This window comes from Streptomyces sp. NPDC001617 (genome assembly GCF_053596855.1).
Map to the genome: position 1 here is coordinate 146,953 of NZ_JBSFHA010000012.1, position 18,111 is coordinate 165,063.

14 protein-coding genes and 2 pseudogenes are annotated in these 18,111 nt (G+C 68.6%); 6 read left to right on the forward strand and 10 right to left on the reverse strand.

Annotation, left to right across the window (positions count from 1 at the left end):
- Nucleotides 1-11: 11 nt before the first annotated feature.
- Together ACWC09_RS12490 and ACWC09_RS12495 are read right to left on the reverse strand one after the other, a co-directional pair.
- On the reverse strand, nucleotides 12-872 hold the full coding sequence (locus tag ACWC09_RS12490; protein ID WP_450850487.1) for an esterase/lipase family protein: 861 nt from the start codon (nucleotides 870-872) through the stop codon (nucleotides 12-14).
- Nucleotides 873-1,044: 172 nt separating this feature from the next.
- The gene (locus ACWC09_RS12495; protein ID WP_450850488.1) at nucleotides 1,045-1,491 is read right to left on the reverse strand and encodes a MarR family winged helix-turn-helix transcriptional regulator; all 447 of its coding nucleotides are present in this window, start codon (nucleotides 1,489-1,491) and stop codon (nucleotides 1,045-1,047) included.
- 79 nt (nucleotides 1,492-1,570) lie between these two features.
- Here ACWC09_RS12495 and ACWC09_RS12500 point away from each other — a divergent pair, with 79 nt between their 5' ends.
- On the forward strand, nucleotides 1,571-1,945 hold the full coding sequence (locus ACWC09_RS12500; RefSeq protein ID WP_450850489.1) for a cupin domain-containing protein: 375 nt from the start codon (nucleotides 1,571-1,573) through the stop codon (nucleotides 1,943-1,945).
- Between the two features lie 3 nt (nucleotides 1,946-1,948).
- On the opposite strand, the pseudogene ACWC09_RS12505 reads toward ACWC09_RS12500, so the two are convergent.
- The 3 genes and pseudogenes from ACWC09_RS12505 to ACWC09_RS12515 form a co-directional block, all read right to left on the reverse strand.
- Nucleotides 1,949-2,260 (reverse strand): annotated as a pseudogene (locus ACWC09_RS12505) (DinB/UmuC family translesion DNA polymerase); the annotation flags it as partial.
- Nucleotides 2,261-2,318: 58 nt separating this feature from the next.
- Nucleotides 2,319-2,726, reverse strand: a complete 408-nt coding sequence (locus tag ACWC09_RS12510) for a (R)-mandelonitrile lyase (protein WP_450850490.1) — start codon at nucleotides 2,724-2,726, stop codon at nucleotides 2,319-2,321.
- A gap of 72 nt (nucleotides 2,727-2,798) precedes the next feature.
- Nucleotides 2,799-3,122 carry a carboxymuconolactone decarboxylase family protein gene (locus ACWC09_RS12515; RefSeq protein WP_450850491.1) on the reverse strand — a complete coding sequence of 108 codons (324 nt, stop codon included), beginning with the start codon at nucleotides 3,120-3,122 and terminating at the stop codon, nucleotides 2,799-2,801.
- A gap of 208 nt (nucleotides 3,123-3,330) precedes the next feature.
- On the opposite strand from ACWC09_RS12515, the gene ACWC09_RS12520 reads away from it, so the two are divergent.
- Nucleotides 3,331-4,236 (forward strand): helix-turn-helix transcriptional regulator, encoded by a 906-nt coding sequence (locus ACWC09_RS12520; protein ID WP_450850492.1) that lies wholly within the window; start codon nucleotides 3,331-3,333, stop codon nucleotides 4,234-4,236.
- Nucleotides 4,237-4,363: 127 nt separating this feature from the next.
- On the opposite strand, the gene ACWC09_RS12525 is transcribed toward ACWC09_RS12520, so the two are convergent.
- From ACWC09_RS12525 to ACWC09_RS12535, 3 genes and pseudogenes are all read right to left on the reverse strand, one after another.
- On the reverse strand, nucleotides 4,364-4,558 hold the full coding sequence (locus tag ACWC09_RS12525) for a hypothetical protein (protein ID WP_450850493.1): 195 nt from the start codon (nucleotides 4,556-4,558) through the stop codon (nucleotides 4,364-4,366).
- 4 nt (nucleotides 4,559-4,562) lie between these two features.
- Nucleotides 4,563-6,954, reverse strand: a pseudogene (locus tag ACWC09_RS12530) (SpoIIE family protein phosphatase).
- Nucleotides 6,955-7,229: 275 nt separating this feature from the next.
- Nucleotides 7,230-9,377, reverse strand: a complete 2,148-nt coding sequence (locus ACWC09_RS12535; protein WP_450850494.1) for a sigma-70 family RNA polymerase sigma factor — start codon at nucleotides 9,375-9,377, stop codon at nucleotides 7,230-7,232.
- Between the two features lie 80 nt (nucleotides 9,378-9,457).
- Between ACWC09_RS12535 and ACWC09_RS12540 the strand changes: the two genes are divergently transcribed.
- Nucleotides 9,458-9,718: a hypothetical protein gene (locus tag ACWC09_RS12540; protein ID WP_450850501.1), complete on the forward strand. Its 261-nt coding sequence runs from the start codon at nucleotides 9,458-9,460 to the stop codon at nucleotides 9,716-9,718.
- A 93-nt stretch (nucleotides 9,719-9,811) separates the two neighbouring features.
- On the opposite strand, the gene ACWC09_RS12545 is transcribed toward ACWC09_RS12540, so the two are convergent.
- Nucleotides 9,812-10,792, reverse strand: a complete 981-nt coding sequence (locus ACWC09_RS12545; RefSeq protein WP_450850495.1) for a DNA polymerase Y family protein — start codon at nucleotides 10,790-10,792, stop codon at nucleotides 9,812-9,814.
- Between the two features lie 220 nt (nucleotides 10,793-11,012).
- On the opposite strand from ACWC09_RS12545, the gene ACWC09_RS12550 reads away from it, so the two are divergent.
- From ACWC09_RS12550 to ACWC09_RS12560, 3 genes are all read left to right on the forward strand, one after another.
- Nucleotides 11,013-12,170 carry a tyrosine-type recombinase/integrase gene (locus ACWC09_RS12550; RefSeq protein ID WP_319318303.1) on the forward strand — a complete coding sequence of 386 codons (1,158 nt, stop codon included), beginning with the start codon at nucleotides 11,013-11,015 and terminating at the stop codon, nucleotides 12,168-12,170.
- Nucleotides 12,171-12,174: 4 nt separating this feature from the next.
- On the forward strand, nucleotides 12,175-12,519 hold the full coding sequence (locus tag ACWC09_RS12555) for a helix-turn-helix domain-containing protein (RefSeq protein ID WP_450850496.1): 345 nt from the start codon (nucleotides 12,175-12,177) through the stop codon (nucleotides 12,517-12,519).
- Between the two features lie 167 nt (nucleotides 12,520-12,686).
- Complete coding sequence (locus ACWC09_RS12560) at nucleotides 12,687-14,129, forward strand: hypothetical protein (RefSeq protein ID WP_450850497.1); 1,443 nt, start codon at nucleotides 12,687-12,689, stop codon at nucleotides 14,127-14,129.
- 19 nt (nucleotides 14,130-14,148) lie between these two features.
- Here the strand turns inward: ACWC09_RS12560 and ACWC09_RS12565 are convergent, their stop codons facing one another.
- Complete coding sequence (locus ACWC09_RS12565; RefSeq protein WP_450850498.1) at nucleotides 14,149-17,595, reverse strand: DNA polymerase III subunit alpha; 3,447 nt, start codon at nucleotides 17,593-17,595, stop codon at nucleotides 14,149-14,151.
- Nucleotides 17,596-18,111 lie beyond the last annotated feature (516 nt).

Sequence of the window (18,111 nt, forward strand, 5' to 3'; positions counted from 1 at the left end):
ATCCGCCACCGTCAGCTCAGTGCCGACGCGCAGGTGGTCGTGGTGGCGTGGGCGGGGTCGAGCGCGTTGGCCACTTCGTGGAAGGCGATCCGGTCGGTCAGCCCGAGCAGGGCGTGCTCGGAGAGATCGAGCGCACACAGGTTCTGGATCAGGACGTTGTGCACATCGGCCCCGCTCAGGAACTGACTGCTGTACGGCGTGACGACCTCGTCGTACTTGCTGGCGATGACCGTGTAGTGGACGCCGGGGACGGTGTCGCCGCCGGCGTTCAGCTTGGTGAGGAAGGCGGAGCCGACGATCTGGTCGGCGAGGGCCGGGGTCGAGGCGGAGATGAGGTCGGCGGCGCCCGGGAAGTACGGCAGCAGGTCGGTGAAGCCGTCCAGGTCGGTGCCGTGGTTGTCGGGGGCGATGCCGACCAGGGCGTTCACCTTGGCCGCTCCGCCGAGGAACTTGAGGTAGTAGCGGGGCATCATGCCGCCCTGCGAGTGCCCGACGAGGTCCACCTTGGCGACGCCGGTCGCGGCGAGCACCTTGTCGACGAAGTCGGAGAGCTGCCCGGCCGACTGGTCGATCGGGCCGAGGCCGTAGATGAGGGGGACGCCGTTCAGCTGGCCGTAGTCGAAGGAGAAGACGCAGTAGCCGCGGTCCTCGAGATAGGGCGCGAGGGACAGCCAGTTGTCGACGGAGTTGGCGAAGGTGCCGTGGACCAGGACGACGGGGCGGGGGTGGGCGGCGGAGGGCTTGCAGGAGTAGTCGTTCCAGCCGCTGCTGGTGCTGTTGTCGGCGGCCTGGGCGGTCGTGGCGCCGGTGGCGACCGCGGCGGTCAGCACCAGTGCGGCGAGGGGTCTGAGCAGTCGTTTCCAGGGCAGCATCGTGTGATCTCCTTGCGGCTCAAGGGAGTTGCGATGGCCTTACGCCCTGTGATCCGGATCACGAAGGATGCTGTTCACTCGTCAAGTTACGAGCGAGTAGCGCAAGTGTGAAGTTACGCGTCAGTAAAAACTTCCAGCGATAACTGACTCGTCAGTAGCCATCGACAAACAATCACCAGGCGGGCCTGACAGGACCATAGGGAGCAATACGCCCCAACTGTCGGCACAACACCCGCACTTCACCCTCACCGAGTACACCGATCCACCCCTGCACGACCTCGGCGGCGGCCTCCTCGGCAGCCCGGGTGCAGGCCCACCCGAGCTCGGTCAACACCACCAGCCGAGCCCGCGCATCCACAGGGTGCGGCCGCCGCTCGACATACCCCTTCCGCACGACCTCGTCGACGAGCTGACTCGCCGCCTGCTTGGTGACGCCGAGATGGACCGCGAGTTCGGTCACCGTCGCACCGTCGGGAGCGAGCCGCGCGAAGGCGAACCCGTGCGCGGGCCGCACCCCCTCGAAGCCACGGGCGACGACACCCTCATGGATGCGCTGGGTGAGCTCACCGGCGACGGCGAGCAGAGCGGCGGACAGGGCGATGGCCTCGGAGTTCTGCACGAAGGCATTGAAACACCCTTGACAGACTGGTCAAGCAGCTTGACCATATAGTCAAGTTACTTGACCATATGGAGGCGCCATGCCCGTCATCCGCCCGTCCGAAGCCGTGGTCCACGAGATGCACGGCGCCCGGTTCGTCTCGTATGCCACGTCCCTCAACGGAAGCAGGGAACTGTGCGCCTGGCGCGGAGAGATCCCACCCGGCACCAAAGCGCCCGCGCACACCGTCAGCAAGGAGGAGATCCTGCACGTGCTCGACGGTGAGCTGCTCGTCACCCTCGACGGTCGGGCCACCCGCATCGCTGCGGGCGACACGCTGATCATCAACCCCGGCGCGACGCTCGCCGTCGAGAACCCGACCGACCGGACCGCGATCACCTGGGTCACCACCTCCATCGGCCTGGAGGCGGAGTTGGCCGACGGGACACGTCTCGCACCCCCGTGGACCCGCTGACGTCTACGCCGCCAAGGCCCCCGGAAAGACCGCCCCCGCCCCGAACTTCGCCCGCACCCGGTCCGTGACTTCCTCGATGCGGCGGGCCTTCTCGTCGACCGGGTCGAAGGTGAGCTGATAGGAGGCCTGTTCGGCGGGGGTGAGGGACTCGGCGCGCAGGGCGAGGGCGCGGACGCGGGCGCGCTGGAGGCGGAGGGCCTCGTACATGTCGTACGCCGTCCTGGTCAGTGCGGCCGAGTGGGCGGTGGGTTCCTTGAGGGTGCGGGTGCGGGTCGTCGAGGTGCGGTCGGCGTAGCGCACGGTGAGGGTGAGCGTGCAGCCGCCGCTGAGGCTCACGCTTCTGTTGGCTGTGATCGGCGCAAGTCGGCTGTGCTCAGTGCGAGGTACGGAGGCTGGTGCGCGGGCCGCCGTACTCGGCGTCGGTGACGTGCTCCAGCCAGTCGACCTCGTCGCCCTCCCACAGCGCGATGTGCTCCATGAACTGGTCCGGACTGGCGCCGTGCCAGTGCTCCTCGCCGGGCGGGCAGCCGATGGTGTCGCCCGGGCGGGCCTCGATGATCACGCCGTCCCGGGTGCCGACCAGGGCGACTCCGGACACGACGTGCAGGGTCTGGCCCAGGCCGTGGCTGTGCCAGGCGGTGCGGGCACCGGGCGCGAAGCGGACCATGTTGGCCCTCGCCCGGGAGGGCTCCTCGCCCCGGTAGATGACATCCGCCCAGACGTCGCCGGCGAACATGTGGGGAGGCAGCTTCATGGTCGCGGGCTGCTTGAGGATCTCCATGCTGGTGCTTGCTCCTTACGTCGGCCGCGGCGGGGCGGCCGTGATGGGTGAACCTGCGGGCGAGAAGGGGGGTCAGGCTTTGCGGAACAGTTCCCGGGCCCCGTTCAGGGCGGACATCGCCCGGGGCCACCCGGCGTAGAACGCCAGGTGGGTGATCGTCCCGATGAGTTCCTCTTCGGTGACGCCGTTCTGCTTGGCCAGGGGGATGTGGAAGGTGAGCTGCTCGCTGCTGCCGCTGGTGATCAGGCCGGCCACGGTCACCAGGCTGCGGTCCCTCGGGGACAGCTCCGGGCTCTTCCACTCCTGCCCGAACAGCACGTCCTCGCTGTATCCGGCCAGTGCGGGAGCGAAGTCCCCGAACAGCTCGCGCGGGCCCGGCGGGGTCTTCTCCGTCATCGTTCATGTCCTTTCACGTGGCTCGACGGCGCTCGTCGGTCGCCTGTCGCAGGGGCGGCGGTGCGGTGCCGGCCGACCTGGCGCCGTTTGCGTCACTACCGATGAAACTGCAGGTCACACACGCGTGGAAGGACTCGTTGATACGTGTACTGCCAGTACACCCTTCGGCCGGAGACACGGCCGGACAGGCCGTCGTAGCCTCGAAGCCATGGACAACCGCAGCGAGGTACGCGAGTTCCTGACCAGTCGCCGTGCCAAGATCACGCCCCAGCAGGCAGGGCTGCCCGCCTACACCGGCAACCGCCGCGTCAAGGGACTGCGCAGGGAAGAAGTCGCACTGCTCGCCGGCGTCAGCGCCGAGTACTACGCCCGTCTGGAGCGCGGCAACCTCTCCGGCGTCTCCGAGACCGTCATCGACTCACTCGCCCGAGCCCTGCAGCTCGACGAAGCCGAGCGCGCTCACCTGGACGACCTCGCGCGCACCGCCAACACCACCCGCCGCCCCACCCGCAGACGGACCTCGCAGCCGATCCGTCCCGCTCTTCAGCACCTGCTCGACGCGATGACCGAGGCGCCGGCCTTCATCCGCAACGGCCGTCTCGACATCCTCGCCACCAACCGGCTCGGCCGCGCCCTGTACGACCCGGTCTTCGCCGACCCCGCCCGGCCCGTGAACCTCGCCCGGTACGAGTTCCTCAACCCCGGCGCGGCCGACTTCCTGCCCCAGCTGGAACGTCAGGCGGCCGGAGCGGTGGCCCTGCTGCGCACCGAGGCGGGACGCGACCCCTACAACCGGGACCTGACCGATCTCATCGGCGAACTCTCCACCCGCAGCGAGGAGTTCCGCACCCTGTGGGCCGCCCACGACGTGCGACTGCACCAGACCGGCATCAAGTACTTCCACCACCCCGCGGTCGGCGAACTCGCCCTTCCCTTCGAGGCCATGCCCATCCCGACCGACCCCGGCCTCACCCTCACCGCCCTCAGCGCCGAACCCGGCACCCCCGCGCACGACAGCCTCAAACTGCTGGCCAGCTGGGCGGCCACCCTCGACCGGGACGTCGAGGACGAACAGCCGGACACCGCGGCAGCCGGCGGCGAACAGAGCTCGTAGCGGAGTCGCGCAACGCCGCCGGGAGCCCGCGTGCGGCCACAAAGCCCGGACGCAGCCGCCGAGTTCGACGCCGGGCAACAGAACAGCCGACGGCGCGGCCGTTGCCCTCCGGGTCAGAGGCCGGGGCTCAGCGGGTGGCTGAACCCTGGTCGGAGATGAGCCGGGCCGCCTCGCCCAGGGCGGTGGCGAACTCGTCCAGCGCACCGGCGGCTACCGCGGCTACGGCGCCGCCAACGCCACCGTTCGCCTCGCCGCCCAACGCGACCAGCGGCGATAGACGGTTCGGCGGAGCAGCCGGGCGGCCACCGGCGGCGCGGCTCACGGGTCTATGGGGCCACCGCCCGGTCGGGGAGGGCCTGTTCGGCCCAGATGATCTTGCCCGCGCGGGTGTGGCGACTGCCCCAGCGTTGGGTGAGCTGGGCGACGAGCAGGAGGCCCCGGCCGCCTTCGTCGAAGGCGCGGGCCCGGCGCATATGGGGTGCGGTGCTGCTGGAGTCCGAGACCTCGCAGATGAGCGTCGTGTCGCGGATCAGCCGCAGCTGAATGGGGGACCCGCCGTAGCGGATGGCGTTGGTGACCAGCTCGCTGACGACGAGTTCGGTGACGAAGGAGACGTCCTCCAGCCGCCAGGTGGCAAGTTGATCGCAGGCCAGCTTGCGGGCCTGGGCCACGAACTTCGGATCGGCGGGAACATCCCAGCTGGCGACCTGGTCGGCGTGCAACGCGCGGGTCCGGGCCACGAGGAGGGCGACGTCGTCGGCGGGACGGTCCGGCAGCAGGCGTCGCAGGACTCCGTCGCACGTCTCTTCCAGGGGAGCGCCCGGCCCGGCGAGGGCCTGGCGCAGCAGGGCCAGTCCGTCGTCCATGTCGCGGTCGGGTGCCTGGACGAGACCATCGGTGTAGAGGGCGAGCACGCTGCCCTCACGGACGTCGAACTCCGCGGTCTCGAAGGGCAGACCACCGACGCCCAGCGGCGGCCCGACCGGCAGGTCGAGGAATTCGGCTTCGCCGTCCGGGGCGACCAGGACCGGAGGCGGGTGGCCGGCCCGGGCCATGGAGCAGTGGCGCGATACAGGGTCGTAGACGGCGTAGAGGCAGGTGGCCCCGATCTCGCCCGGACCGTCCGCGCCCTCGGCGTCACCCGTCGTCGTCTCGGAGTCCAGGTGCAGGACGATGTCGTCGAGCCGGGTGAGCAGCTCGTCCGGAGCCACGTCCACGTCGGCCAAGGTGCGTACGGCCGTGCGCAGTCGGCCCATGGTGGCGGAGGCCTGCACACCGTGGCCGACGACATCGCCCACCACCAGCCCCACTCTCGCTCCGGACAAGGGGATGACGTCGAACCAGTCGCCGCCGATCCCGGCGCGGGAGCTCGCCGGCCGGTAGCGGGACGCGACCTCGACGGCCGCATGCCGGGACGCGTGGTGACGAAGGAGGCTGCGTTGCAGCTCGAGAGCGATGGCGCGTTCGCGGGTGTAGCGACGGGCGTTGTCGACGCACACAGCGGCACGGGCGGCGAGTTCCTCGGCCAGCAGCAGGTCGTCCTGGCCGAAGGGCTCCGGTGTGCGGTGGCGGACGAGGATCGACAGGCCGAGGGTGACTCCGCGGGCGCGCAACGGCACCCGCCATCGCCGAGTGGATGCCGTAGACATCGATACTGCGGGCCCGCTCCGGCGATCCCGCCGCCCACTGATGCCGGGTGACGTCCTCGGCCGCGTACAGCAGGGCCCGGCCGGTGGTCAGCGCGCGGCCCGGCGGCGAGTCCTCGTCGTAGGTGTGCCTGCTGCCGAGAGGGATCACCGATTCGGGGCATCCCTCCAGCACGGACCGCTGAGCGGTGCGGCGGAAGACCAGGGGTCCGGCGCCGGGCAGGGGGACCTCTTCCTCACCGGCCAGCGCCGAGTTCAGCAGGTCCACGATGACGAAGTCGGCGAAATGATCCGTGCACACCTCCGCCAGCTCCTCGGCGGTGCGCGCCACATCCAAGGTGGAGCCGATCCGGACACTGGACTCGTTGAGCACGCTCAGCCGTCGGCGGGCCAGGAACTGCTCCGTGCTGTCCATCGCCGCCAGGCAGACACCCCGCACTTCGCCCGCGTCGTCCCTGAGCGGGCTGAGGGACACGAGCCACGCGTGCTCCCGGGGCTCGCCGGGCGCGCGCAGCCATGCCTCGTACGGCATCGGCTCACCCGTGTTCAGGACCCGCACGACCGCGTCGTCGAGCCCCTCGAAGCCCGGCAGCCGCCGCAGCCCGCGGCCCGACTCCCCCACCCGTCGGCCCACCAGCACCGATTCAGGCCTGTCCATCGCCGCTTCCATGGCGGAGTTCACGGACACAGCGAGCCCGTCCTGATCGAAGAGCGCCATCGGGACGGGGAATTGCTCCAGCGCCCGCCGTCGCAGCTGCGCCGCCGGCTCCGGCACCGTGGCCGTCAGAAACCACTGGGTTTCGCCCGTCAGGTCCAGCAGCGGATGCGCCTCCAGCTCCAGCGCCACGCTGTGACCGTCCCGATGCCGTACGTGAAGGGGGCCGCGCCAGTGGCTCGCCTCGGCGAGGCAGCTCCGGGCCGAGGCCGGAAGGGCACCGGTCAGCAGCGTGCCCACCCCGCGGCCCAGCATCTCCCCGGGCTCGTATCCGAGCAGGCGACAAGCACCGGCACTCCACGCGGTGACCAGGCCCCTGGCATCCACCGCGGCCGAGGCGACACCGTGCTCGCCCATCGTTCCTTCTCTCTGCACGGCAGGAGCCGCCGTCAGTGAGCTCATGGGGCCGACTGCACGGCACTCGCTTGATTTTATTGTGCACCGGACACTCCACGCGTCACGCGCGAATACCTTGAGTAGCCACGCCCGGAGCGACGCATTGGGCGAACGACGGGAAGACAGCCGCCGGTGAAGCGCCATTCGGACCGCGGGAGATCCCGACCTTGATCATCACGGGCAGCCGGTGGCGAATCCTGTCATCTGCGGAATTCCAGGCAGAGCCAAACCACTGATCAGGATGTCAACACCGCACCGACGGAGGGGTCCTTGCTGTTGCCGAGGAAGGACGTGGTGGGCAGTTGCCCGTCGCGGCGGCGTGGGGCGGTCGCCGAGCCGGCGTCGGCGGTGTGCAGTGCCGCCGCCGTCCAGCCGGGCTGGTCCCAGGAGTTGCCGGTGTGCCGGGCCTGGCTGCCCAGCCAGTCGTCGGGGTGGTTCGCCAGGGCGAGGTTGCGCTGGAGGATCGCGGCGGAGGAGACGAAGGCGAAGCCCGCCGCGCCGTTGTGGTAGGCGGTGTCGTTGGTCAGTCGGGGTGTTCCCGAGCCGCCGGTCTCGGTGAATCCGAAGCCCGCGTTGTCCCAGGCGGCGCTGTTCGAGGCGACGTGTGCGACCCGGAGCCCCGCGTCGCCGCCGAGTTTGAACCCGCTGCCCCCGCCGGAGAAGGTGGCGATGCCCCATCGGTCGACGCCGTTGCCGAAGGCCCAGCTGTGCTCGACGGTCACGGCGTCGCCGAACCCGCTGAGGTCCACGCCGTCGCCCGAGTTGTCGTAGATCCGGCATCCACGGACCCGGTTTCCGCTGCCGGAGCCGTCGTTGAGGACCAGGCCGTCGACGTATCCGCCGGTGGACCCGGTCTCATGGTTGTCGTAGAAGTCGCTGTCGAGGATCAGGTTGTCGTGGGTCCCGGCGCCGTGGAGCACGAGTCCCGTCCGCGCGTTGCCGTGCACGCCGAGCCGGGCGAGGACGTCGTCGTGGCAGGACGTGCAGACGTACGCGTTCCCTGGGGAGTTGACGATCTCGATGCCCTGCACGGTGACGTGTCCGCCGCTCTGGGCGATGAGAGTGCCGGCGGCGGCCGGGATGCCCGACCCGTCGAACACGGGCTTCTCGTCACGGTAGTTGCTCACCGTGATCCGGTGCCCGGCCGTGCCGGAGGACGTGAGGGTGATCGTCCCGGCGGGGTGGTAGGTGCCGCCGCGGACGGCGACCGTCTGGCCCGGGCGGGCCTTGGCGACGGCCCGGGTCATCGTGGCGAAAGGCCGGGCAAGGGTGCCGGGGTTCGTGTCGTCCCCGGTGGGGGCGACGTAGTAGTCGGCGGTGGTGACGCCGGCGTAGGACCGGGACGCGGTCGTCGGGGTGGCGGACGGTGTCGTAGCGGACGAGGCGCGGCCAGGCTGGTGCGGGGCTCCTGCGGTCGGCTCCGGACCCTGTGCCGGGTCGGTTCCATGGGCGTGCGGCGGTAGTTGATGGACCGTCACACCGATGACGACGGCGAGTGTCGCCGTCGTGCCCACGGCCACGGTCGCCGACTTCGCCGAGACGCGGGCCAGACCGTGGTGCAGGGTGTTCAGCAGCGAGGACACCGGCCCGGGCGTCACGGCGTGCTGCCCTGCGAGCCTCGGGATCGCCGCCACCAGCGCGGCCGGGACGGCGAGGGCGCCGATCCGGATCGGCAGGTCGTCGATCGACCGGCAGGCGACCGCCGCCCCGCACTGCGGGCACTGGGCCACATGGCGCTCCAGCCTGGTCAGCAGCCGCCCTTCGGGCACGCCCCGGCGACCGCCCGCGAGGGAGTCGAGTCCGGCGCACCGCGGCCGGGCCCGCCAGGCGGCGAGCACTCCGACCGCCGCTTCGAGCTTGGCCTTCATCCGCTGGATGCGTACCGCGGTGTGCGGGACGCTCAGGTGCAGCGCTTCGGCGACCTCGGCACGGGTCAGCTGCCCGGCGGTCTCCTGCCACCACAGCGCCAGCGTCCGGCGCTGCTCGTCGCTGAGCCACTGGCTCGCCTCCAGCAGATCGCTGCCGGCCCGGGACAACGTCTGGCGGTCGACGGCGAGTTCGGCGAAGTCGCCGACGGGGTCGGGGACTTCGGCCGCGTCGGCCACGTGCGTGTGGCGGGCCAGCGCGGCCTTGTTCCGGCGCCTGTGGTCGTGCATCTGCCGGATCGCGATGGCCACGATCCAGGACCGGAACCGCTCGGGTTCGCGCAGTTCGGGCAGTGCCCGCATGGCGCGCAGCATGGTCTCCTGCACGACGTCGTCGACGTCCGCGTGCCCGTGCAGGCCGCGCCCGACGATGTTGTAGATCAGCGGCAGATACTCGCTGAACAGGGCGGCCTGCGCGTCGGCGTCGCCGGTTCGGGCCGCGTCGACCAGCTCGGTCACGGACGGGCCGGTTCCGGGCGGACGGGTCGCCGTGTCGGTGGTGGGTCGTGCCGGAACCTCGCGCAATACGCCCTCACAGAGTGATCCCTCAGCTGGAGGCGGTCATGATGGCACAGGCGTGCGAACGCACCAAGACCGGGCAGACGCGGCCCGGTTGGCGCGTCCGCACGGAATTCACGGAACTCGTGGTGCCGAACCTGTCGCGAAGACCGACGGCGTCCCCGACGCCCGACGTCGGCGGCTTCATCATGAACGCCGGAACCGCGACGGAGATCACCGAGTTCGACAAGTGGATGATCCGCGACTTCTGGCGCCACATCAAGAGCCGCTACGGCTACTGATCCCGAGGACTGCACCGCTCCTGGGCCTCAGCCCTGGGGCACGGCCGAATGGTGCCTCTCGCGTTGGACAGCCGGACAACTGCCGCAAGCCTGTCAGTCCGCCAGAGCTGCTGGACGTACAGCCTCCGGCCCAAAGCGTCGGCGAGCACGATCCGCAGCGGCTTCGGCTGCGCGGGCACGGGTATCACCAGGATCCAGAGACATCTGACGGTAGGCACTTTTGGCCGGCATCAAGCGGTCGGCGCGGATGGCGAAGGCCCGGACTCGTGCCCGCTGCAGCCCCAGGGAGGTCAGCAAGCTCAGGGAAGTTGCGGCAAGAACTGGTGAGTGGTTGGTGGGTTCCGACAGCGCGCGCGTACGTGTGGTGGAGCTGTGGTCGGCATACCGCACGGTGAGCGTGAGTCGGCCGGCGATCTGGCTTTCACCACGCAGTCGTTGGCCGATCCGGTCGGCAAGTCCCAAGACCGCTCGGTGATGCTGTGCCGGGTCGAGGCAGTCCCGCTCCAGCATGAGATCGGCGACCAGGTGCGCTGCCGGTTCCGAAGGGCTCACCGGGCGAGGATCGTGACCGCGGGCGCGCTCGGCCAGCAGCCGGGCCGAACCGACTCCGAGCAGGCGTTGCAGGGTTGCCGCAGGTATGTCGGCGATCTGGCCGATGGTGTGCAGCCCATACTTGTGGAGCGTTTCCGCTGTTGCCCGCCCGATCCCCGGCAGGGCGGTGACCGGGCGGGGGTATAGCCAAATGGCAGCCTGCCCGTCGCGGATCCAGGTGGTGTCTCCCGGGGCGGACGCGTCGGCCGCCATGGCTGCCAGCATGCGGTTGCCCGCGAGCCCGGCGCTGCTGTCGATGCCGTAGAGGGCTTTCAGGCGGAGCTTCGCCAACTGAACGACGTCGTAGGGGGACAGACCGAAATATCTGAGTGCCGACGTCAGGTCGAGCTGAACGGCGTCGGGCGGGACAGCCTGTACGTGAGGTGTGATCCCGGACACTAGTTCGATTACATCGGTGCACTGAGCCTCGCTCAGCGCAGCATGCAGATGGAGGTGGGCGATGTGCCGCTGACGCGTGGTCATCCCGCACTCCCCGGGCTGCGGTGGCCGAACTTCTTCAGGTCGGCCGAGCGGGTGCCGGCGGGCTGGATAGTGGAGATCCGTTGGGTTCCCTGGACTGCCTCGGTCGCTTCTCTGAGCTGTTCAGGCTGGTCAAGGCCCCTCATGACGCCCTCTCTCGATCTTGTGAAGATTTGACGATTACTCGCAGATTCCAGGAGTTCAACCAGTAATTTGACGTCTCGTGTCGGATTCTGGAAGTCGCCGCTTCTCCCTCATCGCCAGCGGCAGCACGAACGAGGACGAGGCCGGCGGGTCGGTGGCGGGCCTGGCCGACGTGCTGACGCTGCAGCGCAGAGCAGCCGAGGGCGCCTCGCCCGAGGACGAGCGAGCCCTGTTCCAGGACACCCTGGCTGAGTACACCTGGGCTCGGGACGTCGCTGGCCTCGCTCCAGCTTCCCTGGAGAATCTGGTTCAGCCAGTAATCCAGATCTGCGAGTTCTACCGAACCGTCCCCTGGCGCCTGACCTCCCGAGACCTCGACCGCTACTTCGCCGGGCCAGGTAAGAAAAAGCACTCCACGGTCCGAGGCAAAATCACCAAGATCGACGGGTACTTCGCCTTTCTGGAACAGCGATACGCGGGGGAAATCCTGCGCCGATTCGGGGTTCCAGTCGAGTCTCCGATCGATACGTTCAACAGGCCCCGTCACCGCGGCGACTTCGGTCTCAGAATCCCGCCATCCGCTCAGGCCACAAAGGACTTCTTCAGCTCCTGGCGAGACTCCCTGCCGAGCGCACGCAAGTACCACATAGCAACTCGCAACTACGTGATGTCCAAGCTCACTTACATATCTGGCACCAGAGCTGCGGAACTGTGCGGTGTCCGGATCGGTGACGTCCACTGGGAAAACGGTAAATGGGGCCGTTTCCTGGTCAAGGGGAAGGGATCCAAAGGATCTGGTCCACGCGAACGCGAAGCCTTCCTCTTCCAAGAAGGTCGCGAATTGCTGTGGTGGTACATCGAAGAAGTTCGCGGAGAATTCAACGACGACCCGACAGATCCCCTGGCCCCGCTGTTCCCCTCGGAACGGCTTCCCGACTCCCTTATCTCGCCGGTCTCCCCCGCCCTCCTCCCCGATGCATTCCGCTCGGCACTCAAGGCCGCCTCCCGTGAACACCTGAACGGGCCGGTATCGGAACTCTTCCCCCACCTTCTGCGACACGCCTGCGCAACCCACAACTACGAGGCCGGCATGCCCCTCTGGGACGTGCAGGTTCTCTTGGGCCATACATGGGCATCTACGACGGTCGGCTACCTTGCTACCGCCAAGGCAGACCCCGAACGACAAAGTCTGGAATCCTCTCGGCGAGCCGTTCGCCGACTGAGTTTGGAAGCGTGATCCGATGAAGTGGAACCTGCGCTGGGTGGCCGCCCGCCAAGACATCTGGCGACCCACCCAACTCTTGGCCGCCTTCCAGGAAGTCGGCTTCACACCCTCTCTGAGCAAGGTCTCAGCACTGTGGTCGAACAAGCCGATCACCATCCGGCTCGACGACCTGGACATGATCTGCACCGCCTTGAACTGCACAGTCGCAGACCTGATGGAGGCTGAGCAGGTCGACGTCGTCAAGCAAGATGAAGGCGAGAGGAAGGCTGTCGGAGAGACCGGAGCAGGTCCGACAAGCGCCGTCAGGCCCGTTCCCAAAGCCAATAGCAAGGGTCTCCGACGCTCCCTGCCCCCGAACTGAGAGACAGCGTGCCAGCAGCCACCAAAAGACGCGGCGGAGACGGAAGTTGCCGCCACTGCTTCGCGTGGGCGAATGACAGAAACACCTACTGCAATGGGTGCAGAGGATGGAGGAACGACCACGGGGAAGCCAACGAGTGCATCCGTTGTCATCGGGCCTTCCAACTCGTGGACGACTACTGCAGGTTTTGCACTCTGGTTCTGCGTGAAACCGAAGTCGACCTCGGTGGCACTCATCTGGAAGGGGGTGACCAACTCTGGTTTGGACGAGAACTCGCGCTCAGGGCCACCTACAGTTTCCAGAAAAGCAGAAAAGGGAGATTCCATGCCAAGCGACAGCTGGCGCACGCCGCCGATATGCAGGCACGAACCCTCTCTCCGCATCTGACAGATCCCAACCAGATAGCGCTCTTCGACCAGCCAGACCGAGACTGGACCAGGCTCGACGAGAATGACCCGCCAGCCCTCGGCCAAGGCCCATCCAAGATGCTGGACGACTTCAAGGACTACCTGAAGGCTCGTGGAGTTGACCCAAGGACGAGAGGCGCGGGAAGCGTCCGAACTTTGCGCATCATCGTCGGACGGCTCGGATGCGATGCCCCCATCCGGGAAGCGGACGTCAAAGCAGTATCCAGCCTCAGTTCGCACCATAATGGGAGTCAGGTCATCTACTTCCTCCGTGCGTGCAACTGGCTGATTCCGGAAGATGTCCCAGACGCCGAACTTGCGAGAGCCCGCAACCTTGCAAGCGGTCTCCCCGACGCCTACGCGGCTCAGGTGAACAGCTGGATCGACGTTCTTCTGGGAACGGGAAGCAAGCCGAATCGGGCCGTCGCCTCTGCGACCATCTACCAATACGTGTGGAGCACCGTGCCGGTCCTGAAGTCCTGGATAGCTGCAGGGAAAAGCGATCTGCGGGAGGTGTCCAACGAGGACGTCAAAAAGGCCATAGCAGACCGCTCGGATAGCCTCCGACAAGGCGCCCACGTCGGTCTTCGATCCCTTTTCAGAGCCCTGCGGCGCGAACGTGTGATCTTCCGCGACCCTGGCCGCACGGTCACTCTGACCAGGCCCCCCAAGCTCCCTGTTCCGCTGCCAACCGACCGTCTCAGAGGCCTCCTCGACAAGGTCGACGATCCACGGAGCAGACTCATAGTCGCCCTGGTCGCCGTCCACGCCCTCAGCCGGGACGACCTGGCCTCCTTGCTCTTGGAGGACCTCGACAGGAGCCGCGGACAGCTGAAAGTTCGCCGGCCAGGGAGACTCGACCACGTCATCTACCTCGACGACCTCACCATGCAACTGGCCACGGACTGGGTTGTTGATCGCTTCCGCCGCTGGCCCAAGACCACCAGCCCGTACTTGGTCATCAGCCGGATTTCGGCAGTAGACGACAGAAAACCCATGGTCAGCACCGAGGTCACCCGCACGCCGTTCCGTCGCATCGGCATCTCGGCTGCCCAGCTTCGAGAGGACCGGATCTACGACGAGGCCCGGTACACCGAGGACCCCGTCCAGCTGATGCGCGTGTTCGGCGTCGGCCAGACGACCGCGATGAAGTACGTCATGGCCGCTCACCCGGACAGGCGTCCGGATCCGATTCAACCCTGAACCCACGGCACACCTCCCCTCAAAACTGCCGAGGTCGGGCGGGTTTCGCCTCGATCTCATCCGAGATTTCGGGAACCCACTGACTTCGGTCGGCGTACGGGTGCAGCCTGGCTCCTGTCGTGCCGTTGGCCAGGGTGCGCCGCGGCTGGGCGGGGGTCGGATGGGGGCGGTCGGCGCCGAGGAGGGCGAGGGCGGCCTCGGGGCCGTTGTCGCGGCGGGCGGTGGCGATCTCGTCCAGGTCCCAGGCCATGGTGCCGACGACGGTGCGGCGGGTGCCGCGCACCTGGACCGTGCCGCGCACCAGCAGCAGGCCGCTGTGGAAGACGGTGTGGGCGCAGGCCGGGTGGGAGTCCTCGAAGAAGGCCAGGTCGACCAGCCCTGAACCGTCCTCCAGGGTGACGAAGATGATCCGCTTGCCGCTGGCGATCGGCGGGGTCTGGGTGGAGGCACGGACACCGGCGACCAACACCCGCTGCCCGGCGCGCAGTTCGGCCAGGTGGGCCGCGTCGGTCGCGCCGATCTCGCGCAGCAGCCGGTGGTGGTGCTCCATCAGGTGCCGGGAGACGTCGATGCCGAGGGTGCTCAGCTCAGCGCTGAGTGCTTCGCGTCCGGTCATCTCTGGCAGCCCGCTCGGCTCCGCCCCTCCAACCGCGCCCGCCTCGATGGGCAGTTGACCCTCGTGAGCGGCCCGGTTGCGGGACTGGCGGTGCAACTCGGTGATCTGCAGCAGGAGATCACGCCGGGTGAGCCGGCCGTCGTGCAGACAGGTGAACGCGCCGATCTCGGCGAGGCGTTCGGCGACCGGCCTGCTGGGACGGGCCCGCTGCCAGAAGTCCGACAGCGATCCGTACGGCTGTCCCTCTTCGATCCGGGCGCATTCCTCCTCGCTGATGCCGTGTACCGCGGAGAGGGCGAGCCGTACGCCCCACTGGTCTCCGTCGGTCTTTTCCACGATGTGCTTCACCTGGGAGTGGTTGATGTCGACGGGGAGGATCTGTACGCCGTTGCGACGGGCGTCGGCGACCAGGACGCGCTTGGGCCACATGCCGGGGTCGTGTTCGAGCAGACCCGCCAGCAAAAATGCCGGGTAGTGCGCCTTGAGCCAGGCGCTCTGCAGAGCTGGTACGGCGAAAGCGACCGCGTGGGCCCGGCAGAAGCCGTAGGCACCGAAGGCCTCGACGGTCTTCCAGACCTCGTCCCGGACGGCCGCGCTGTAGCCACGCGCGCGTGCCAGCTTGTGGAACCAGTCCTTGATCCTGGGCAGTTGGTCCTTGCCTCCGAGGGCTCGCCGGGTGATCTCCGCGAAGGCCCGGTCGCAACCGGTCATCACCCGCAGGGTCTCGATGATCTGCTCGTGCCAGATGGTCACGCCGTAGGTGTCGGCGAGCACCGGCTCCAGGTCCGGGTGGGCGTACGCCGGTGTGCCGCCATGGCGGGCGGCGATGTAGCGCTCGGGCATGCCGCCGGCGACCGGGCCGGGGCGGAAGAGGCTGATGTCGGCGATGACGTCCTGCACGTCGCGTGGCTGCAGCCGGGACAGCAAGTCCTGCTGACCGGGCGACTCCAGCTGGAACAGGCCCAGGGTCTGGCTGTCCTGGATGAGCTTGAACGCGAAGACGTCGTCGAGCGGCACCTGCCGTGGGTCGTCCAGGTCAATACGGTTGCCGGTCGCCCGTTCGACCTCGCTGATCGCATGAGCCATCGAGGACAACATCCGGACGCCCAAGACGTCCAGTTTGATATTGCCCAGCGCTTCGATCTCTTCCTTTGCGGCCATGGCCATGGGGTAGTCGCCCTGCGGGGTGGGCTGCACCGGCAGCCGGTCCAGGAGAGTGGCGTCGCTGATGACCACGCCGCAGGGATGCATGGCCATGCCGTGGACCAGGGAGTCGAGGCCCTCGGCGAGCTCCCACAGCGGTCCGTACCGGTCTGCCTCGGCGGCCAGTTGGCGCAGCTCAGGCAGTTCGGCGAGGGCACCGGTGATGTCGGAGGCGCGCAGGTGCGGGAAGCTCTTGGCGATCCGGTCGATGTCCGCGGGCGCGATGCCGAGCGCGAGGCCGGTATCACGCAGGGCGCGGCGGGCCCGGTAGGTCTCGGGCATCGCGGTGACCGCCACCCGTTCCTTGCCGAACCGGTCGAAGATCGTGTCGTAGCACTCCAGCCGTCGCGCGGACTCCACGTCGATGTCGATGTCGGGCAGTGACGCCCGGCGCACGCTCAGGAAGCGTTCGAACAGCAGGCGGTGGTCGAGCGGGTTGGCGGTGGCGATGTCCAGCGCGTGGCAGACCATCGAGCCGGCGCCCGAGCCGCGGGCGGCGACCCGGATGCCCTTGGCCCGGATGTCGGCGACGACCTGGCCGACGGCGAGGAAGTACGAGTTGTAGTCCAGCGCGGAAATCACCTTGAGCTCTTCGTCGAGCCGGTCGAGCGCCATCCGGTCGCGGTCGAGGCCTCGTCGGGCCATGCCCGCCTCGCACTGTCGGCGCAGCAGCTGTGCGGCTCCACCCGCTCGGGGCGCAACGCCGAAGAGGGAGGGTTCCGGGAAGTGGCGGGCGCCGAGCCCGAGATCCGTCACCGGGTCGACGGTGCACGCGGCCGCCGTGGTGGCGGTGTCCGCCATCAGGCGGCGGCTCCGACGGATGTCTCCTCCGGCGCATTCGGCGATCATTCGGGCGACGGTCTCCATTCCTCGCTCGTCCTTGAGCCAGCGTTGTCCGCTGTCCAGGCGGCGCCGGTCGATCGGTCTCAGCAGTCGTGCGGCGTCCAGGACGTCGGCGAGTCGGTGCTGGTCGGGGTCGGCGTAGCGGACGGCGTTGGAGAGCACCGCGGTGGTGTGGGTGCGGTCGGCCAGCGCGAGGGTGCGGGCGGCCAGGCGCAGGGATCCCGGACCCGTGCCGAAACGTTTCTGCGCAACGGCTTCCAATCGGACCTCCCTTCCGAAGATCTCCTTCCAGGGCGCCAACAGCTTCATCGCGACGTCCTCCCGGCCCACCGACAGCGCCCGTACCGGCTCCGAGAGCGGTCCGAGCAGGACAGTCAGTCCGGAGCCGCCGTACTCACGCAGCGCCTCCCACGGCACCACTGGCGACGTACCGGACAGAGCACCCTCGTGAGCCGCCGACGTGATGCGGCACAGCCGCGCCCACCCCTCCCGGTTCTGCGCGAGCAGCACGAACCGCAGCGGCGGCTCGATCACGTGGGCGCCGCCGCGCGCCGGAGTGCGGCGCCGGGCGGGCGGCGGAGGCGCGAGGGCCCCCACCGCCAGATCGACACCGAAGAGCGGCCGGACCCCTTCCTTCGCGCAGGCCTGCGCGAACCGCACGGCCCCGGTGACCGTGTCCCGGTCGGTGAGCGCGAGCGCCGCCATACCCCGCTCGGCCGCCCGCCGGACGAGCTGCTCGGGGTGAGATGCGCCGTAGCGGGCGGAGTAACCGGACGCGACGTGCAGATGAGCGAAGCCCGTCATGCCGCACCTCCATCACTCCACCCCTTTTCGGCCATACGCCCGATATGTTCATCGTACGCTCGTTCGATTACTCTAGCCCCATCAGGGCCGGTCAGCGACTACATTCGAACACATCAGCGATTTCTGAGGAGGGTGGGTGGCGTCCAGAACAGGCACCACTCCGTCAGCTCCCCACTCGGGTGGGACACTTGGGAGAAATCACCTTCGCCGCGCGCCTCAGCCGCAGCAATTCAGCGATTCGAGACGGGATGACCTCGTAAGCGATGTCACGCCGGTACCCGGCCGACTCGACGACCCGCTCGGCCACCCGGAGCATGCCACCCGCGTCCTTGAGCCAGGCCTCCCCGAGTCCACCCCCTTCCTCGGGTCGATCGGCACCAGCCGCCGAGCGGCGTCCAGGACGTCGGCGACCGGCCCGAGAGGCCGTGCCCCGCCACGTGGTGTAGGGGATCAAGCGCTCCACGTTCCGATTCGAGGCCCGTCGCGATCTCCGTCGAGGCAGCTATCCGCGAAGCG

Coding starts and splice junctions, on each gene's coding strand:
- ACWC09_RS12490 (WP_450850487.1), bottom strand. CDS start 872: ATGCTGCCCTGGAAACGACTGCTCAGACCCCTCGCCGCACTGGTGCTG.
- ACWC09_RS12500 (WP_450850489.1), top strand. CDS start 1,571: ATGCCCGTCATCCGCCCGTCCGAAGCCGTGGTCCACGAGATGCACGGC.
- ACWC09_RS12510 (WP_450850490.1), bottom strand. CDS start 2,726: ATGGAGATCCTCAAGCAGCCCGCGACCATGAAGCTGCCTCCCCACATG.
- ACWC09_RS12515 (WP_450850491.1), bottom strand. CDS start 3,122: ATGACGGAGAAGACCCCGCCGGGCCCGCGCGAGCTGTTCGGGGACTTC.
- ACWC09_RS12520 (WP_450850492.1), top strand. CDS start 3,331: ATGGACAACCGCAGCGAGGTACGCGAGTTCCTGACCAGTCGCCGTGCC.
- ACWC09_RS12545 (WP_450850495.1), bottom strand. CDS start 10,792: ATGACCACGCGTCAGCGGCACATCGCCCACCTCCATCTGCATGCTGCG.
- ACWC09_RS12555 (WP_450850496.1), top strand. CDS start 12,175: ATGAAGTGGAACCTGCGCTGGGTGGCCGCCCGCCAAGACATCTGGCGA.
- ACWC09_RS12565 (WP_450850498.1), bottom strand. CDS start 17,595: ATGACGGGCTTCGCTCATCTGCACGTCGCGTCCGGTTACTCCGCCCGC.